Source organism: Dolichospermum flos-aquae CCAP 1403/13F (genome assembly GCF_012516395.1).
Lineage (GTDB): Bacteria > Cyanobacteriota > Cyanobacteriia > Cyanobacteriales > Nostocaceae > Dolichospermum > Dolichospermum lemmermannii.
On the sequence record NZ_CP051206.1, the window covers coordinates 2,354,566 to 2,372,782 of the forward strand.

Annotated in this window: 18 protein-coding genes and 1 pseudogene; 10 read left to right on the plus strand and 9 right to left on the minus strand. The window is 36.0% G+C overall.

The window, feature by feature from the left end:
• Positions 1 to 57 precede the first annotated feature (57 nt).
• From HGD76_RS11655 to HGD76_RS11665, 3 genes are all read right to left on the minus strand, one after another.
• On the minus strand, positions 58 to 486 hold the full coding sequence (locus HGD76_RS11655; RefSeq protein WP_168695873.1) for an NUDIX hydrolase: 429 nt from the start codon (positions 484 to 486) through the stop codon (positions 58 to 60).
• Positions 487 to 489: 3 nt separating this feature from the next.
• Positions 490 to 879 (minus strand): hypothetical protein, encoded by a 390-nt coding sequence (locus tag HGD76_RS11660; protein ID WP_015079571.1) that lies wholly within the window; start codon positions 877 to 879, stop codon positions 490 to 492.
• A gap of 505 nt (positions 880 to 1,384) precedes the next feature.
• Positions 1,385 to 2,518, minus strand: a complete 1,134-nt coding sequence (locus tag HGD76_RS11665) for an ISAs1-like element ISAsp2 family transposase (protein WP_168694588.1) — start codon at positions 2,516 to 2,518, stop codon at positions 1,385 to 1,387.
• Between the two features lie 683 nt (positions 2,519 to 3,201).
• Here HGD76_RS11665 and tmk point away from each other — a divergent pair.
• The 3 genes from tmk to HGD76_RS11680 all read left to right on the plus strand — a co-directional run bounded on the left by tmk (position 3,202) and on the right by HGD76_RS11680 (position 6,330).
• The gene (gene tmk / locus HGD76_RS11670; RefSeq protein ID WP_148766848.1) at positions 3,202 to 3,828 is read left to right on the plus strand and encodes a dTMP kinase; all 627 of its coding nucleotides are present in this window, start codon (positions 3,202 to 3,204) and stop codon (positions 3,826 to 3,828) included.
• A 3-nt stretch (positions 3,829 to 3,831) separates the two neighbouring features.
• Positions 3,832 to 4,782 carry a DNA polymerase III subunit delta' gene (locus HGD76_RS11675; protein ID WP_168695874.1) on the plus strand — a complete coding sequence of 317 codons (951 nt, stop codon included), beginning with the start codon at positions 3,832 to 3,834 and terminating at the stop codon, positions 4,780 to 4,782.
• 660 nt (positions 4,783 to 5,442) lie between these two features.
• Positions 5,443 to 6,330 (plus strand): hypothetical protein, encoded by an 888-nt coding sequence (locus HGD76_RS11680; RefSeq protein WP_148761736.1) that lies wholly within the window; start codon positions 5,443 to 5,445, stop codon positions 6,328 to 6,330.
• Between the two features lie 76 nt (positions 6,331 to 6,406).
• Here HGD76_RS11680 and HGD76_RS11685 read toward each other — a convergent pair whose 3' ends face one another.
• Positions 6,407 to 6,685 carry a TIGR02450 family Trp-rich protein gene (locus HGD76_RS11685; RefSeq protein WP_015079566.1) on the minus strand — a complete coding sequence of 93 codons (279 nt, stop codon included), beginning with the start codon at positions 6,683 to 6,685 and terminating at the stop codon, positions 6,407 to 6,409.
• Between the two features lie 143 nt (positions 6,686 to 6,828).
• On the opposite strand from HGD76_RS11685, the pseudogene HGD76_RS25365 reads away from it, so the two are divergent.
• Positions 6,829 to 6,954: pseudogene (locus HGD76_RS25365) on the plus strand (ferredoxin:protochlorophyllide reductase (ATP-dependent) iron-sulfur ATP-binding protein); the annotation flags it as partial.
• 26 nt (positions 6,955 to 6,980) lie between these two features.
• Positions 6,981 to 7,763 carry a DUF5331 domain-containing protein gene (locus HGD76_RS11695; protein ID WP_168695875.1) on the plus strand — a complete coding sequence of 261 codons (783 nt, stop codon included), beginning with the start codon at positions 6,981 to 6,983 and terminating at the stop codon, positions 7,761 to 7,763.
• Between the two features lie 104 nt (positions 7,764 to 7,867).
• On the opposite strand, the gene tnpA is transcribed toward HGD76_RS11695, so the two are convergent.
• Complete coding sequence (tnpA, locus tag HGD76_RS11700) at positions 7,868 to 8,257, minus strand: IS200/IS605 family transposase (RefSeq protein WP_168695876.1); 390 nt, start codon at positions 8,255 to 8,257, stop codon at positions 7,868 to 7,870.
• Positions 8,258 to 8,522: 265 nt separating this feature from the next.
• Positions 8,523 to 9,656, minus strand: coding sequence for an ISAs1-like element ISAsp2 family transposase (locus tag HGD76_RS11705; RefSeq protein ID WP_168694588.1), 1,134 nt, complete (start codon positions 9,654 to 9,656; stop codon positions 8,523 to 8,525).
• A 932-nt stretch (positions 9,657 to 10,588) separates the two neighbouring features.
• Here HGD76_RS11705 and HGD76_RS11710 point away from each other — a divergent pair.
• The 3 genes from HGD76_RS11710 to HGD76_RS11720 all read left to right on the plus strand — a co-directional run bounded on the left by HGD76_RS11710 (position 10,589) and on the right by HGD76_RS11720 (position 13,387).
• On the plus strand, positions 10,589 to 11,263 hold the full coding sequence (locus HGD76_RS11710; RefSeq protein WP_168695877.1) for a pentapeptide repeat-containing protein: 675 nt from the start codon (positions 10,589 to 10,591) through the stop codon (positions 11,261 to 11,263).
• A 357-nt stretch (positions 11,264 to 11,620) separates the two neighbouring features.
• The gene (locus HGD76_RS11715) at positions 11,621 to 12,445 is read left to right on the plus strand and encodes an NAD-dependent epimerase/dehydratase family protein (protein WP_015079563.1); all 825 of its coding nucleotides are present in this window, start codon (positions 11,621 to 11,623) and stop codon (positions 12,443 to 12,445) included.
• Positions 12,446 to 12,466: 21 nt separating this feature from the next.
• On the plus strand, positions 12,467 to 13,387 hold the full coding sequence (locus HGD76_RS11720) for an alpha/beta fold hydrolase (RefSeq protein WP_168695878.1): 921 nt from the start codon (positions 12,467 to 12,469) through the stop codon (positions 13,385 to 13,387).
• A gap of 161 nt (positions 13,388 to 13,548) precedes the next feature.
• On the opposite strand, the gene HGD76_RS11725 is transcribed toward HGD76_RS11720, so the two are convergent.
• Positions 13,549 to 14,442: a bestrophin family protein gene (locus HGD76_RS11725; protein ID WP_168695879.1), complete on the minus strand. Its 894-nt coding sequence runs from the start codon at positions 14,440 to 14,442 to the stop codon at positions 13,549 to 13,551.
• 241 nt (positions 14,443 to 14,683) lie between these two features.
• Positions 14,684 to 15,526: a lysophospholipid acyltransferase family protein gene (locus HGD76_RS11730; RefSeq protein WP_015079560.1), complete on the minus strand. Its 843-nt coding sequence runs from the start codon at positions 15,524 to 15,526 to the stop codon at positions 14,684 to 14,686.
• Positions 15,527 to 15,929: 403 nt separating this feature from the next.
• Here HGD76_RS11730 and HGD76_RS11735 point away from each other — a divergent pair, with 403 nt between their 5' ends.
• Positions 15,930 to 16,370 carry a hypothetical protein gene (locus HGD76_RS11735; RefSeq protein ID WP_168695880.1) on the plus strand — a complete coding sequence of 147 codons (441 nt, stop codon included), beginning with the start codon at positions 15,930 to 15,932 and terminating at the stop codon, positions 16,368 to 16,370.
• Between the two features lie 138 nt (positions 16,371 to 16,508).
• Positions 16,509 to 17,000, plus strand: coding sequence for a photosystem II cytochrome c-550 (gene psbV, locus HGD76_RS11740; RefSeq protein WP_148761718.1), 492 nt, complete (start codon positions 16,509 to 16,511; stop codon positions 16,998 to 17,000).
• A gap of 64 nt (positions 17,001 to 17,064) precedes the next feature.
• Here the strand turns inward: psbV and dnaN are convergent, their stop codons facing one another.
• Positions 17,065 to 18,216, minus strand: a complete 1,152-nt coding sequence (gene dnaN, locus HGD76_RS11745; RefSeq protein WP_148761716.1) for a DNA polymerase III subunit beta — start codon at positions 18,214 to 18,216, stop codon at positions 17,065 to 17,067.
• Position 18,217 lies beyond the last annotated feature (1 nt).

An 18,217-nucleotide genomic window follows, 5' to 3' on the forward strand; every position in this document is an offset into this window, starting at 1 on the left:
CTAATTTTTGCAAAATTTCTGGAAAACTTTAAAGGGTCTGTAAATCGAGTAATCGAACTATAGGGTTTTGATAAAATCCAGCATTATTTTCTGAGGTAAACTTGCTAAAGGTCTTACTTCTCCTGCTTTTACAGAATAACATTCACCTCTGTAGATATCTTCTGCTGTTAACAAATCTAGATCCCAACCTTCAGAAAGAACAAGTTGATTTACTGTTATTAACAATGGTGCTTGAAATACATAACGAATAGCTTTTTCATCGCTATAAATTCCAAATTGAGTAAAGTCAGTTAACTCATAACCAATTTCTTCCATAACTTCTCGCTGAACTGCTATTTCTGGAGTTTCTCCAGGTTCGATATGTCCACCAAACAAAGCCCAACAACCAGGAGCGATAATATTAGGAATATTATCCCGCAATTGCATCAGGAATTTATTTTCTCGATAGAGAATGGTAACGGCTACATGAACTAATTGATTATTCATAAATTATTTTTCCTCTAAATAAATTTCTCCGTATTCTTTGCCAGCTAAAGGGACACTTTTGTACTGCACATTACCCTTCAATACTACCTGTTCTCCAACTTGAAAATTGCCTTGATTAGTGATAATCCAGATTTTTCCAGTTGAGTCGTTGATTTGATATGCTTTTTTCTGAATTAAAGGAGCGATCTTTTCTATTTTACCTTGAATGTAAACTGTAGTGTCCTGATTTTGTTTGGTAACTTTTTGAATCTGTGTTACATTCACACCAATATTTAAATTTTCAAGATTGATCCTAGAATTGCCTTCTTTACCACAGGCATAAAGTCCTGTTAATAGGGAAAAAGATAATCCCAGGTGAAGTAATCCCCTGGTAGAAATTTTTGTTTGTTGCATTATTGGCAATTTTATATTTTATCTCCAGTTTATATAAGTGGCTTGCTATTTATTATTTATCATAATACTGTTTTGTCCAAAAAAGATAGTGATTTTGTGAAAATAATGAAGACATGAATAAATTTTCATTGGTATCTCCAGTTATAGGCATTATTGTATTTTTTATTTTCAGGTAAGTTCTTTTTGGATTTGATGACTTTTTATGTAATTAACTAAGCTCGTAATTCAGGGGAAACGCATCTAAATTATCTTGACAGAATACTATATTAGTGCATCAATATGGGAAAATATCTAACTTCATTCAAAATCTGATAAATTCCTTTATTAAAATTATAAAAATTTCATAAATTTAGAGTAATTATTTATTTTTAATGATGGATTTATTTTGTTCAGTTCTATATATTAATATCTATATTTTTTGGCATCAAAAATATAGATTCTATTGTAGAATCAACAGAAAAATAAATTGGTTATATTTATATTTGTCTATATTTTCTGATTTTTATCAGATACATTCTAAAATCTTCTCTAAATATTCATCATCCCATCCTGCACAAAACTGCTTACTTTTAGTTCCTAGTTTTTGGCTTTTTTCTTTTCCTAAAAGATTAACTGCTATATGACGAATAACTGCAAAGTTTTGTGGTGCATTATCCTTTCTTATCCGACAATCATCTTCTCTAAAAGCTACATCTAAAACCCAGTGTAATGAATTCTCTATACCCCAATGAGTGCGGACTGATTCTCCTAGTAATTTCGCATTATTTGTCAAACTACTTATATAATAGCCTGTCTCAACCTTCGTTTTTCCATTAACTTTTCGTATATATTCTACCATTCCTACACTTTGAAGATTTACCCATTTCTTATCAGTATCTATTCTTTCTTCTATGTCTGATAACATGAGATAATGACGAATCTCTTCTCTTCCATGTTTGTCTTCTTTTGTATGAAATTCACTATATTTGAATCCCTCAAACCCTTTAGATATAGCTTCTTTGAAGATTTCTTCTACATTCTTATATAAATTACCTTGATTCTTTTTGAGTGCGATAATATATTCGCCTGATTTTTCTGCAATTGATTTTACTATCTCTTTTTGACACCCCATCGCATCAATCGTTACTAAACATCCGGCTATATCTAATACTTTAATTAATTCCGGTATGGCTGTTATTTCATTTGACTTTTCTTCTACTTTACATTGTCCTAATACTAATTTATTACTAGTTGCCCATGCACTTACCATGTGAATCGCACCTTTATCCTTTCCTTTATCATATGAATGCCTTAATGTTTTCCCATCTATTGCTATGACTTCTCCTTCTGTAATTTTATTGATAGATTTTATCCAACTCAAAAAACAATTCTGAAATTGTTGCGGATCTATTCTCGCAAATACTCTGGCGAATGTATCATGAGATGGAATCCCGTTTGGAAGTTCTAAAAATTGTTTTAGCCATTTTTCTTTCTTTTTTCCATAAGCCTCCATCAATACCCAACTATCTACTCCACAGATCACTGCACAAATCGCAATGGTTACTATATCTATTAATTTATGCCTTTTTGTTCTCTCAACTCTTTTATCTTCTAAATCTTTAAAGTGATCTACTATTGTGATTTTTGGTGGTAGCTTCATTTTGTGAATTTTGTCTCTTTAGTTTTATTGAGAATACCACTTCAACTCATTTTATTGATTCTTATAGAAACGAATTTACCATCAAATTTTCTTCATACTCATTTATTGGCTTGATATTAACATGGTAATATTGCCCTTTTTATCTATTCATAGAAGTTACATTTTGTCAAAAAAAATTAGATGCGTTTCCCCTGGCTCGTAATTTAGTCAAATCTATTGGGGGGTTGATTATGCTTAAAAAACTATAGGTTTCCACTTGGAAGGGGGTTAAATATTTGTTATTGCCAGATTCAGGAGTTGACAATAAACTCTTTATAGTCATGGTAAATTAATATAGGTAAATACTATAAGTAGGTGAACACAATAAAACCAAACTGTGTAAAGAAATGTAAAATCGCTGAAAACTTCTTTACTCTTGCCTCTTGCCTCTGGTTACTGAGCGAAGTCGAAGTATTGCCTCTTGCCTAGTGCTATGACGACAATTTTCAACGCCAACCTACTTAGCGGTATGCAGTTAAATGAAATTCTAATTTCAATCATAGAAGCTTAGACTGAAAGTAATTTAGTTCTGACTACTAACCGCTGAAAGCTGCTATATGCCTTTACAGTCGTTCGGGAATTAGGTATGGTTTGAGACGTGAGAAAATGAGTTCATAAAATCGGTAGTAGCAAAATTTGACAATATGAGTGGTAAATTAATTGTATTTGAAGGGGTAGAAGGTTGTGGTAAAACTACTCAGATGCAACTGTGTTCTCAGTGGCTAGAAAGTTTAAATATATCTGTGGTGCTGACTCGTGAACCGGGGGGAACAGAGTTAGGAAAGGATTTACGGATGTTATTATTGGAAAAGTCACTTAATAAGCCCGTGGGGGAAGTGACGGAACTGTTATTGTATGCTGCGGATAGGGCGCAACACATTGAAGAGGAATTAAAACCTAATTTAGCCATAGGGAAGTATATTTTGTGTGATCGCTATACTGATTCTACTATTGCCTATCAAGGTTATGGCAGGGGTTTAAGTATGAGTATAATTAATCAACTTAATCAAATTGCTACTGGTGGTTTAGCTAGTGATTTAACTATTTGGTTAGATGTAGATGTGGAGATAGGGCTGTCTCGCAAACGTGGACAAGCTAAATTAGACAGGATTGAACAAGAAACAATTGCGTTTCATCGGCGGGTACAGCGGGGATATACGGAGTTAGCTATATCTTATGCGTCTCGGATTGTACGGGTAGATGGGAATAATAGTCAAGAAAATGTGCAACAAAGTATACAGGAAATTTTACATAATCGCCTGTTTTCATAATTTATGTTCTCACCATTAGTCGGACAACAGCAAGCAGTAGAATTACTAACTCAGTCTGTTAAACAAAATCGAGTTGCACCTGCTTATATGTTTGTAGGTGCAGATGGTGTAGGTAGAAGTTTAGCAGCCCGGTGTTTTATTGAATTACTTTTTTCCAGTTCTGTAGCACCTGATCAAATTCCCCTTTTACAAACTCGGATTCGTCAAAGAAATCATCCGGCTTTATTGTGGGTAGAACCAACTTATCAATTTCAAGGACAAAGACTTACACCAGCAGAAGCAGCAGAAAAGGGCGTTAAACGCAAAGCCCCACCAGTGATTCGTTTGGAACAAATTCGAGAAATTACGCAATTTCTTTCTCGGCCACCGTTGGCAGCAGAGAGAAATATCATAGTCCTAGAACAAGCGGAAACAATGGCGGAATCTGCGGCTAATGCGTTGTTAAAAACTTTGGAAGAACCGGGAAAAGCGACATTAATTTTAATTGCCCCTTCACCAGAATCTGTGTTACCAACTTTAGTATCCCGTTGTCAAAAGATTCCTTTTTATCGGTTGGATATTGCTGTGATGAGTCAGGTATTGATGCAAACAGGAAATGCCGAAATTTTGCAACATCCAGAGGTTTTAAATATAGCCGCAGGTAGTCCAGGAAATGCGATTTTATCTTATCAACAATTACAAAAAATTCCTAGCGAGTTCATCGCCCAGGTGAAAAAAATCCCGACATCTTACCGTCATGCTTTAGAATTAGCCAAGAAAATTGATAAAGAATTAGATACTGAAGCTCAATTATGGTTAATTGATTATCTGCAACAATACTATTGGCAACAAATACATGAACCAAAAATTATTCAACAGTTAGAAAAAACTCGTAAAAATTTACTTTGTTATGCCCAACCTCGCTTGGTTTGGGAATGTACGTTTTTAGCTTTATTTCAGATATCACAAATATAGTTAATTTCTGTAGTTAATTTCTGTTGACAATTTCCTTCCTGGGAATATTCACAACCCCTTTGAAACTAGCAACTTCACCTGCAATACTTTTGTTGACTTCTAATGAGGTACAAACTTGAATTATGAAACTCTTGTAGTGCGGGCATACTTCGACCCTCCGACAGGCTCAGGGCATCGCAGGCTCAGTACAAGTCTTGCCCGCGTGAGCGAGACGCTCACACTACAGTCCATCATTTTTATCTTGACAGACTACTAGTAACGCAGGGCGGAAGTCAAAAGTCAAAAGTCAAAACTAATATACCGTAAGCTTTTTGGCGATTGAATATGGTTGCTTTATTTACGCCGTGATGTACTAGTCAATGTCCTGGAAAAGTGCTGACACATTATCTTTTTTAAGTATTAATACGCTAGTAAAAATTCTGAATATATAGGAATCCGGTTTGATTGTTGTTCATTATACTGAGACTCAATCGTTGATTCGATGGGGTTTACGGTTTACAGCTTGTTCAAAAATCAAATAGTAGCCCTATATGAAATTTATGGTTACGATATTTTTTTAAGTATTTTTAATGTTTTATTAACAATTATTGTTACAGAATTGATAGTGTTTTCATATAGAATCATCTTTGACGGAAAATTTAACGTACCAGGTGATTAATCATGAAAAATTGGCAGCATAAATTATTTTTGGGCTTACTTTGTTGTGCATTTTTAGTTTTTGGATGGCAAAATAGGGTATTAGCTGAAGGAATGACTAGCTATAGTACACCCGTAGCAAAAACCCAATTATCACAATTGGAAGTAACCCAAAATGTCTATGATTATCTATTGCAGTATCAACCAGAAACTTATAATATTCTGACAAAAAAATTGGCAGAAAGTATTGAAGATGCTAAACAACCATTAGCAGATGAAGTAGTGAATAATCTTTTGGCTTTATCTCCAAATAATCCACAGGTTAAATGGAGAGAAAATAATGGCAAAATAGAATATTTGATGTCAACTTGGAAATATACAAGTAGCCCAAGTTCAGATTGGCCAATAGGTACAAAAAAACTGCTACCTTATCAAACTTGGTTTACAGCAGTTCCACAAGTGAAAGAATTTTGTCAGAAATATCAAGCTATTGATAGCAATATTCCTGATAATGTTGAACTTTCATTGCGGTTACAACAGTATTTGGGATTAATCTTAAATAAATATTCTACGAAAACCCATTTTGTCGAAATGTGGGTAAAAGCAGAAGATCTAACTAGACCATGTATTGATGCAGAAATTAACGATGCTAGTTGTAATCTTTTACCTTTACCTGTTCCTGATAGTAGTCCTGTAGTCAAGGCAATATATACCAATTCCTACACCAATGCTAAAAAGGAATATTATCCTTGGTCTGGTTTAGGTTATACTTATGATTGGGGAAATTCTCAAAAACCTCATCAAGGACCCAGTGAGTTTATTATTAACCCCACTCCAGAGAAACCTGTAGAGGTGGAAGTTGCTTCTGTGACACCTACGCAAGAATACTGTCGGAATCAGATTTTACAATAAAATATCTAGTGGGAAGGGATGATCAAAATTTTCCTATATTTTGATCATCCCTTGTTTTTTTATCAATTAGGGTTAGCTAACAATTGTTAGCTTTTGTTAGCTTTTTTGGATCGGATTCAATAGAATTAATTTCTTGCAAAGTTTGCCACCCAGCATACCACTGGGAATTATCTTGCAATAATTTAGCATTTAACCAAAAGCGCACTTGAGGATCACAAGCTGCTACCATTTCTGCATATACCCATTTACCCTGATTTTTACGGTTAACAACCTGAAAATGTCGCCAGCCATCAACTTTTTGTTGTGCAGTCCATTTAGAACCTAGTAGGTAAGGAAATTTTTGTTTTTTAGTCATTTGTCAATTGTTAGTTGTCGGTTGCGAAGAACTTTCTTTTTTCACCCCTTACCTGTTACCTATTACGCATCATTTATTAAGTTTTATATCAGGTATTTTCTAATTTAATAAATATTTACTAATTCAGCAGTGGTGATGACTATGAGGATGTTGTTCCCTCCGATACTTCAGATCGTGAACCTTTTTCTTTATTGTCAGGTTTTTATCTCAATTCAGTAAAAGTTCAACCCAGAAATGCTGAAGAGGAATTAGACTTGATGATTGTATAAAACATTTTACCTCTCAGGATGGGTTTATGGCTTTCTTTGATAGTTTTACCGATTCGATCAAACAAAAGTGGCTGCAATTCTTTCAAGCCAATCGTGAATGGATTACGCTTCAGATGACTGTTGAATCAGTTTATACCCCTGATGGCGGCAAGCGACCTTCTTCTTACCTTATCCTGGGAGTTATTAATGCTCTAGAACCGAAATTGGCCCAGCTAATGCTTCCCTTTGCCAAACTGAATCCAGATGCGGATACTTTAATTGAAGTTCTGAATTTACATTTTGACCCCGATATTGCCCTTGGTAATCGTCTCAGTCCTACAGTAGAACCACAGATGTACTCTCGTCAGCAGGCTGTGGTCATGGTGGATGGACCTGAACCAGAAGCGGAATCTTTCTCAATCCCTGAGATGAGTCTGAATGAGTTGGGAAACGAAACACAAGCGACTTGGGCTGTAGAACAAGATGATGATGGCTTTGGTGATATTTCCTTATCTGATGAAGATATTGCCCATGACTCAGAAGCAATGGGTAATTTCGGTCATGTTTCCTTTACTTCCATGTCTTTAATTGATGAAAGCAATGATCAGAGCCTTAATAGCCTCACTTCAGTTGGTGAAAATCCCTTTGGGGAAATACCTGATCATGCTTTTACTGGGCTGAATACATCTGCAGAAAATGGATTTGATGATGTAGTTTCGGACATCTGGGGTGATGAAACTTCGTTTCAGAATTGTGACGACAATTTGGAAGAACTGCCATCTGAGGTTTTTAATGAATCAGAAATGGCTCGTCTCTTCCCCAACAATTAATTGTTGAACTTCTCGCGGCAGTCCCTACCCTCAATGTACCCATAGGGTAGGGGTTAGAGCGGGTTATTGAGTGCGAAGCGAAAATAACCATCTTTCTATTCTATTTACTTCGTTGGTGCGTCTTGTTCCTTGATATATTGCTTTAGTTTTTCAATTGGCGCACCACCACTTGACGCCACATAATACGAGCTAGACCAGAAGACAGGTTTCCAATAAAATTTATCAATATGTTCTTTAAATTCTTTACGAATAATCCTGCTACTGGCAGATTTTAAACTAGATGTAAAATCAGAGATATTATTGTCCGGGTGGTAGTCTACCAATAAATCGACATGATCTTGTTCACCGGAAAACTCTACTAATATACAGTTAGTTTTAATGCAAATATTTGCGAAAATCTCGTGCATTCTGTCCAGTATTGGAGCATTAATTATTTTCTTTCGGTATTTAGTCACAAATACAAAGTGTAGGTGAATGGAGCAGGGGAAACGCATCTAAATTATCTTGACAGAATACTATATTAGTGCATCAATATGGGAAAATATCTAACTTCATTCAAAATCTGATAAATTCCTTTATTAAAATTATAAAAATTTCATAAATTTAGAGTAATTATTTATTTTTAATGATGGATTTATTTTGTTCAGTTCTATATATTAATATCTATATTTTTTGGCATCAAAAATATAGATTCTATTGTAGAATCAACAGAAAAATAAATTGGTTATATTTATATTTGTCTATATTTTCTGATTTTTATCAGATACATTCTAAAATCTTCTCTAAATATTCATCATCCCATCCTGCACAAAACTGCTTACTTTTAGTTCCTAGTTTTTGGCTTTTTTCTTTTCCTAAAAGATTAACTGCTATATGACGAATAACTGCAAAGTTTTGTGGTGCATTATCCTTTCTTATCCGACAATCATCTTCTCTAAAAGCTACATCTAAAACCCAGTGTAATGAATTCTCTATACCCCAATGAGTGCGGACTGATTCTCCTAGTAATTTCGCATTATTTGTCAAACTACTTATATAATAGCCTGTCTCAACCTTCGTTTTTCCATTAACTTTTCGTATATATTCTACCATTCCTACACTTTGAAGATTTACCCATTTCTTATCAGTATCTATTCTTTCTTCTATGTCTGATAACATGAGATAATGACGAATCTCTTCTCTTCCATGTTTGTCTTCTTTTGTATGAAATTCACTATATTTGAATCCCTCAAACCCTTTAGATATAGCTTCTTTGAAGATTTCTTCTACATTCTTATATAAATTACCTTGATTCTTTTTGAGTGCGATAATATATTCGCCTGATTTTTCTGCAATTGATTTTACTATCTCTTTTTGACACCCCATCGCATCAATCGTTACTAAACATCCGGCTATATCTAATACTTTAATTAATTCCGGTATGGCTGTTATTTCATTTGACTTTTCTTCTACTTTACATTGTCCTAATACTAATTTATTACTAGTTGCCCATGCACTTACCATGTGAATCGCACCTTTATCCTTTCCTTTATCATATGAATGCCTTAATGTTTTCCCATCTATTGCTATGACTTCTCCTTCTGTAATTTTATTGATAGATTTTATCCAACTCAAAAAACAATTCTGAAATTGTTGCGGATCTATTCTCGCAAATACTCTGGCGAATGTATCATGAGATGGAATCCCGTTTGGAAGTTCTAAAAATTGTTTTAGCCATTTTTCTTTCTTTTTTCCATAAGCCTCCATCAATACCCAACTATCTACTCCACAGATCACTGCACAAATCGCAATGGTTACTATATCTATTAATTTATGCCTTTTTGTTCTCTCAACTCTTTTATCTTCTAAATCTTTAAAGTGATCTACTATTGTGATTTTTGGTGGTAGCTTCATTTTGTGAATTTTGTCTCTTTAGTTTTATTGAGAATACCACTTCAACTCATTTTATTGATTCTTATAGAAACGAATTTACCATCAAATTTTCTTCATACTCATTTATTGGCTTGATATTAACATGGTAATACTGCCCTTTTTATCTATTCATAGAAGTTACATTTTGTCAAAAAAAATTAGATGCGTTTCCCCTGGTGAATGGAGAATACAGCGTGTGAACCTTTGAACTATTCTCAATTAGATTCTCAATTAGTCACCTAACCCACCTGGGAATGAATTCTCAGTCTAATAACTAAAGTTCGTTAAAACGGACTGAAATATTCTCTGAGTCATCTTCAGACGAGTTTTGTTATTAGCCTTAGAATTCATTCTGAGGCGGTTGTAAGGAATAATCCAAAATGTAATCTAAATTTATTTTTAATATATCGAATGCCCCTTTTTAAAACTCTCTCAAAATATCGCAAATAAATATTAGTAATCTGGCAATAAACTCAATTTATCTCTTTTATGAAAGTTGCCACATAAGCTCATAGAAAATACATTATTTGATCAATTTGACAAAAGAAACTCAACAATCAATTATATGATACTGTTGGGTTTCGCTTTTGAATGATACTGTTTTTTTCGGGCTACGCATCTTTGAAAAATATCTTTTTCTTGACTGAGCTTTAAACTGGTGAAACTTGAGTTTCTTATCTGTTCCCTGTTCCCTATTCCCTGTTCCCTTTTTTGTAATGTAAATTTTGGAAAATTTAGATGTGTTCCTTGATGCTGAAAAAATAGCAAGTAAACCAGTTAAATTAGTCAAGATGCTAGTGGCTGTAAAAGCAGTCAAACTCCTATTCAACGTAAGTTCATTGAATAAGAAAGTTGTAGAATGAACAAATAACTCATCATTTGTTCAATTATTAATTAATATTCATCAATACACTATGACGAGCAGCGAACTGGAGCGGTACTACAGAATTTTAGAATTAGAGTTAGGGGCCACACTTGAAGAAATCAACCAGGCTTATAAAGATTTAGTGTTTGTTTGGCACCCGGACCGCCTCCCCAAAGACAACCTGCGCTTACAAAACAAGGCACATGAGAAGCTGAAATTATTTAATGAAGCTCGTGATAAATTGCGCTCTTTCCGGAATAAACAGCCCACTCCCTCCTATTCTCCACCACCTCAAGCCGATAAACCATCATCTACATACTCTTACTCACCACAAAAAACCTATCAACAACCACAGGCAAATTCAGATTTAAGTGGTAAAGATTTTAGCCGCGCTAATTTGAGTAATCGGGATTTATCAGGAAGAAACTTGAGTTATGCAAATTTAAGCGGTTCTAATCTCAGTGATACTTTTATGCACAAGGTGATTCTCAGAGGTGCGGATTTGTCAGAAGCCAATTTATTTAGAGCTAACTTACTGTTAGCAGATTTAAGAGATGCCAATTTACGCTCGGCTAATTTGATTGGTGCGGATCTTAGCGGTGCTGACTTGCGGGGTGCTGACTTGACAGGGGCGAGAATTCGTTCAGGCGATCGCCTGCTGGTAAAATTAATTGGTGCTAAATTAACTGGAGCAATCATGCCAGATGGTATAATTCATAACTAAAAACGACTTGAGAGGATAAAAAGTAAAAAAGTAAGTTAAAATTACTTACAAACTAAATCACCAGTGAGTAACAGTTCCTAGCCACTGAAATTAATAATATAGCCATACTCCATAATATGTGAGAGAATCTATTTCCTGCTGCTTGAGTGCATCAGTCAAGTTTAAATAGAAAATAGGGCTGCTATATTCACAAAATTTAATTATCAATATGGCTTCCTGCTCCCGTTATACATCTGAATAGATAGGAAAATTTAAAGTTAGACTAATACTTATTAGCCAAAAGCTTCTGGATTCCTGTACTATTGATGATTGACTGGTAATTGTTAAAAATAAATTATTTTAGTTCTATTAATGATCATGAACATTGCAATTATTGGCTGTGGTTATGTCGGTTGTGCCGTTAGCAAATATTGGCAGTCAAATAGTAATTTTATGCTGACGGCAACTACCACTAATCCCCAAAGGATATCTACTTTAGAAGCAGTAGCACAAAGGGTTATTGTCACTTCAGGTAATGATCTAGAAAGCTTGAAAGCTGTATTAAAAAATCAAGAAGTTATCTTATTAAGTGTCGGCGCAAAAACCGCTGATTCTTATGAAGAAACTTATGTAAACACTGCCAAAAATCTAGTTTCTCTCCTCCCCCAATTTCCTAATATTCACCAAGTAATATATACAGGTAGTTATTCAATTTATGGAGATAGAAACGGTGTATGGGTAGACGAAGAAAGCCCACCAGCACCAGCTAATCGCAATTCTCAACTACTGCGAAAAACAGAAGATATATTATTAACAGCAAATAATGACAATACCCGCGTTTGTATTTTACGTTTAGGAGGTATTTATGGACCCGGTAGAGAACTGGTAAAACTATTTAGTAGAGCGTCAGGAACAACCCGTCCTGGTAATGGGGAAGATATCAGCAATTGGATTCATCTTGATGACATTGTTAGTACAATAGAATTTGCTCGTGAGCAGCGCCTACAAGGTATTTATAATCTTGTAGATGATAGTCATCTCACAAATAAAGAATTACTTAATAATGTGATGACAAAAAATAATTTACCTAATGTTATTTGGGATGCAGATAATAAAAATACCCGCCCATATAATGCCTGGGTGTCCAATCAAAAACTGAAAGATGCTGGATATCAATTCATTCATCCTCACATGATTTTTTAGTTACTATTAAAAATTGCCATCATGTCATCATCTACAATCAGCAACTCCACAGCATCTCCAACCCAGTATTATAGTTGGCAAAACTACCGCTGTGCTTATGAAATTCATCAACCTCTCAATTCTACTGCTTCAGGTATTCCCTTACTTTTAATTCATCCTATCGGAGTAGGATTATCACGGCAATTTTGGCAGCGATTTTGCCGAGAATGGTATGATAAAAAGCACCAAAATCTTATTTATAATCCCGACTTATTGGGATGTGGTGAAAGTGATATGCCAGCTTTAGCGCATACACCAATTAACTGGGCAAAACAGTTAGAACACTTCTTGCAAACTGTGGTTAAACAACCCGTTATTATCGTAGTCCAAGGAGCTTTATTACCAGTTGCCATTGAATTAGTGAAACTGGAAAAAGACTTAATTGCTGGGTTAGTATTATCTGATCCTACATCTCGTCCAGTTATTACTAAAAATGCCCCCAAATGGCAACAGAACTTACTTTGGAGCATTTTTACATCTCCCATAGGTAATGCTTTTTTCCGCTATGCCCGTACCCGCAAATTTTTATATTCTTTCTCTGTTGAAAAATTGTTTGCTGTTAGTGAAAACGTTGATGATGAATGGCTAAATACTCTCATAGCAGATGCCAAAAATATGCGAGGGCGTTATGCTGTATTTGCTTTTTTAGCGAGATTTTGGCAAAGAGATTACAGTAGTGATATTGCCTCAATTCCGCACCGGACATTATTGGTTGTCGGAGAACAAGCTCGCGGTATTAGTAAAGAAAGTAAACCAGAAGCTCCCGACGAACGATTAGCATATTATCTGAATTGCTTACCTCAAAGTCAGGGAGTAGAAATCATTGGCAAAAATGTCATGCCCTATGAATATACTCAGGCATTTGTTGAGGCAGTATCTCCATTTATAGCTGATATTTCCTGATAATCTAAGATGAGATTTTTAACTTACCTTTGGGGGTTAAAGTCCCCTGCTTCTACAAGCAGCGGGTTTTGCGTCGGGGTAAAATCCCCGTTGCAAAACGTAATTCTAAATTCTAAATTCTAAATTCTGCATTCTTTTAATTGCCACTGCTATTTGAAATTTCATGATTTATGCACAGTAGGAGTTAAGCTGATTAAATCATCAATATTCCGTTTCATTGTTATGCAAATTGCGTCTAAAGGTAAGTCATTTTCATCATAACCAAAGGGATTTTCTATTTCTAAACCAATGGCTTCAATACCTAATAACGTAAAGCTAACCAAAGCAGAAATTAACCCAGTCCACCAGCCAAGACTCTGAACTATTTGAAATGGCAAGAGGAAGCAATACAGTAATAATAATTGTTTAAGGTGAATAGCATAAGCTAGAGGCATTGGTGTTCTTAAAATTCGTTCACAAGAACCTAAATTATCTACCAAGATATTTAATAATTCCTGTAGAGATGTCAATTGATAACTATTAATGCAATGACGATTGTATTGCTGTTGTAAATAATCGCTAATCCAAAAAGCTACTTCTAAAGGAGGATTATTCATAATCTTTAATTTTATATAGTAAGAGTCTGGCATTAATTCTTCTAAATCATTATTGATAGGCTCACCTCGTAAATGTAGTTTTGTCGCTACGCCAAAAGCCACAAGTAAGTTTAAGGCATCAATTTTATTATTTTTATCCTCCGGTTCTTTTTCATCAATAGATACCCATATTTGTCTGGCTAAATTACGGGTAGTATTGACTATTGCCCCCCAGCATTTTCTCCCTTCCCAAAAGCGATCATAAGCTGTATTCGTGCGAAATACTAATAATAAACCTAAAACAATACTGGGAATAACAGTCCCTAAAATTGGCTGAGAAACGGGAATTTGAAGATGATAAAGTAGAGAAATTAAAACTCCAAAAGCACCACATAACAGCACCTGTTTGTAGATAGCAGCAATGACTGAACCTTTAATTTGTAGAGCGGTTTCAAACCATTGCGGTTTTTTCTGTACCATAAAACTCTCTGATATATTCAATATGAAATCCAAGTAGGTGGGCGGAGGAAAATCAAAATATATTTCGTTTTGGGGAATGGCTAAAACTCAACCACAATAACGCATAGAGGCAAATTTACATATTGTTACAAGTTTTGTTTATCTCCCGTCCACTTACTTAATATACAGGCAATTGTTACACCTACAAATACCTAATTAACGTTTCAAAATACCTGGCGACAAAAGCACCGCCAGGATAATATTAATGACCAGCTTCTTGAATTAAACTATCCAACTCTTGCTGCATTTTGCTTTTGACTAATTCATAGCATTCGTTCACATAAATGCGATCGCTTGCGGCTTCTTTTCCATACCTTGCAAACACAATCGGGGGACAAACCCTAGTATAGATAGGCACGGGCAAAGGAATATTCGGCCAAGGTCCAAAAGCCAATCCCCAAGGTAATCCCAGATAAACAGGAAACACCAAAGGATCTATCCCAAACAGCCAAGGCATCCCCATTTTATGAAATTGCTGCATAATTTCATATATGTCAGCCAAGACAATCAGAGTATCATGTGATCCCCAGGAAATTGCTGGTATAATCGGGACATTTTCCCGGAGTGCCAACTTAATAAACCCCTTCCGTTGGGCAAAATAAATTTTATCCCGCATTGCATGAGGTCGAAACACATCCTCAGCGCCACCAGGATAGACTAAGACACTAGCGCCAGCCCGCAAAGCCTTGTAAGCCATTTTCGGATGCGCTCTCACTGCACCAGCCTTCATCGCCATTTCCGCCGCCGGTGGCAACACATCCCAAACTTTAGGGTGCATCAAACCATAAATCGGTCTTTTCACACTAAAGCGACGCAACCAATCATATAACATCATGGATGTGTCCGGAGAAGCCAGTCCGCCATTATGAGAACCGACAATCAGAATTTTTTCATCTGGGACATTTTCCCAGCCACTGGTTTGGACTCGAAAATAGAAGTTATATAACAAGCCTAGTATAGGCATCATAGACTCGATGAACTTTGGATCTCGTTGATCCAAAGACCACCCTGTGTTAGTGTTTTGAGGATGTTTTAGTTTGAACATCAGGAAATTTTATACGGATGGAACAACCCGTTGTTTTTCAGTTTTATCAAGCCTAACGCAAGCCTAACGCAATCCTTCCATTCTTTCCCGCACTCTGAAGCAGTAATTCAGATATAAGTAGTCGTGCAAAATAAATTTCAGATTGAGGAGAGGGAACAGGAAAGGAATACAGAGATTTCTGTTTATGAAAAAAATATGCAATTAATTTTGTTCAGTTACTTGCATGATACTTTTTAGGCATCCTCTCCGCCTCCAAATATTCTTAATTTAGTCAATTACAGCCTTAGTTTTGAAAATATCCCATAGGAACTCCATCTGATTGCCTTCGTCTTGAGAATATAGACTATTCAAGATTACTATATTCATAAATTGCGTTATCAACATTTAAGGTCATAGAAATAACATGAAAACTTTCAGGATATTTACAGTTGTTCCCGTCGGGTTAACCATGAGTTTATTGCTGACTCAGTCCAGTTTTGCCCAACCCCCACAACCCCCAACTACTAAAATTAAAAATCCTCTTGATATAGACCCCATAACTTTAACTGGTATCTCTGGAGGACAGGCAAAAACCGATTGCGGGTATACTTCCACTACACCCAGTCAAGTGATTGAAGTGACAGAGCCACTACCTTATCTACAGTTAACAGTAGAGGCTGAAGGACAGCCAACACTATTGGTTGAGGGACCAGGAGGGCGCTTCTGTGTACTCAGTAATGATGATATTGCGAGTAAACCAAAACATTCTGGCTACTGGACAGTAGGCAAATACTCAGTGTATGTGGGTGAATTGTCGAAACAAAAGTACAATTATACCATTTCCATTTCACAACACCAAAAATAGCGATTTTAGCTTTGTCTCCCCAATCCTATCCAGAAATTTAGATTTTGAGAGTCTAACATATCGTATTTTTGGCAACAAATTGGACTCCTAACATGATATTGGTATTACAGTGACTCAATAAAATCTTTGAGGGGAAATATGTTTAAAAGACTAATTGGTGTTGTTGTTGCTACTATTTTGCTGACATTACAGATGGTTGTCGGTACTGCAACAGCAATGCAACTAGATGAAGCTATCCGTACGGTGCCATTAAATGATCAAGGTGATACCGTCGTTCTCAGTTTAAAACAAGTCAAAGAAGGCAAAAGACTCTTTAATTTTGCTTGCGCTCAATGCCATGCTGGTGGTGTAACTAAGACTAACCAAAACGTGGGACTTGACCCAGAAGCTTTGGCAGGAGCTTTACCTAAACGCAATAATATTGTAGGTTTGGTGGACTATATCAAAAATCCCACTACCTATGATGGTGAAACCGAGATTTCTGAAATCCACCCCAGTATCAAGAGTGCGGATATTTTCCCACAAATGCGAAATCTGACGGAAGATGACTTGGTGGCTATCTCTGGACATATTCTCCTCCAACCAAAAGTTGTTGGGGCTAAATGGGGTGGCGGTAAAATTTATTACTAAATTATTCCCGTAGGCTTGATTCTATAGGTAGGGGTAAAGCAAAAACTAAACCCCTACTACTTTACTAATTTCTCAGTTGTACAGGCATAGCTAAATAGGTCATTTTCAAACCACCCAAAGGCGTGAAAATTACTGGAGTTAAACTTTGATTTAAGTGCATTTGAATTTCTGAAGATGGTAATTCCTTCAAACCTTCCATCAGATATTTGACATTAAAAGCAATGTCTATATCTTCTCCAGATATTTGGGCTGGCATTGATTCTGTACCACTACCAACATCTTGCGCTTCACAAGATAAAGTAATTTCTTGATTGGCATGATCAATACTGACTTTGACAATATTATTTTTCTGATCTGCTAATACAGCAATTCGTTCCAAAGTGCTGATAAATTGCTTTCTTTCTAATGTGACTTGGCGTTCAAATTGCCGAGGAATTAATTGCCGATAAGCGGGATATTGTCCTTCTAAAGTGCGGCTGGTTAAGCGTTGATTTTGCCAAGCAAAGACAACTTGCCCTTGATCAAGATAGACAGCTACAGTTTCTTCTGATGTGGAATTATGTCCCAACATCCGTTGTAGCTCTCGTAATGCTCTTGCAGGTACTGTCACCTCTACCTGTTCGCTTCCCTCCACAGGACGCTCATTAGTAGTTTCCAAAACTGCTAAACGGTGTCCGTCCGTGGCTGCAAATTCTAAAGTATCTTGTTTTAGGGTTAAATGTACACCTGTGAGGACTTGCTTGGTTTCATCTGAACTGGTAGCAAATAAAGAACCTTTCAACCCTTCAATTAGTGCCGCTGTAGTGAGAGTAATTGCTTCGGCGTTTTCAATCACGGGTAATTCGGGAAATTCTTCTGCACCCATAGCCCGCACTTGATAACGTCCACTTTTGGGTTTGAGAGTAACAATTATACCTTCTCCAGTATTATCTCCTGATTGGTCATCAAGGGTAATTTCCCCTTCTGGTAAGCGAGAGGTGATATCTACAAGCAGTTTGGCAGGGAGAGCAATTGTCCCACCTTCTAATACCTCAGCAGTAAAACTGGTACGGATACCTAAACTGAGGTCAAAGGCTGTTAAACTGACTTGATTAGTTTCGGCATCTGCTTGTAATAAAATATTGGCAAGGACAGGGTGAGTTGGTCTGGACGGGACTGCACGACTGACGAGGGAAAGATTGCTACTAAGATCACTTTGAGAACAGATTAATTTCATC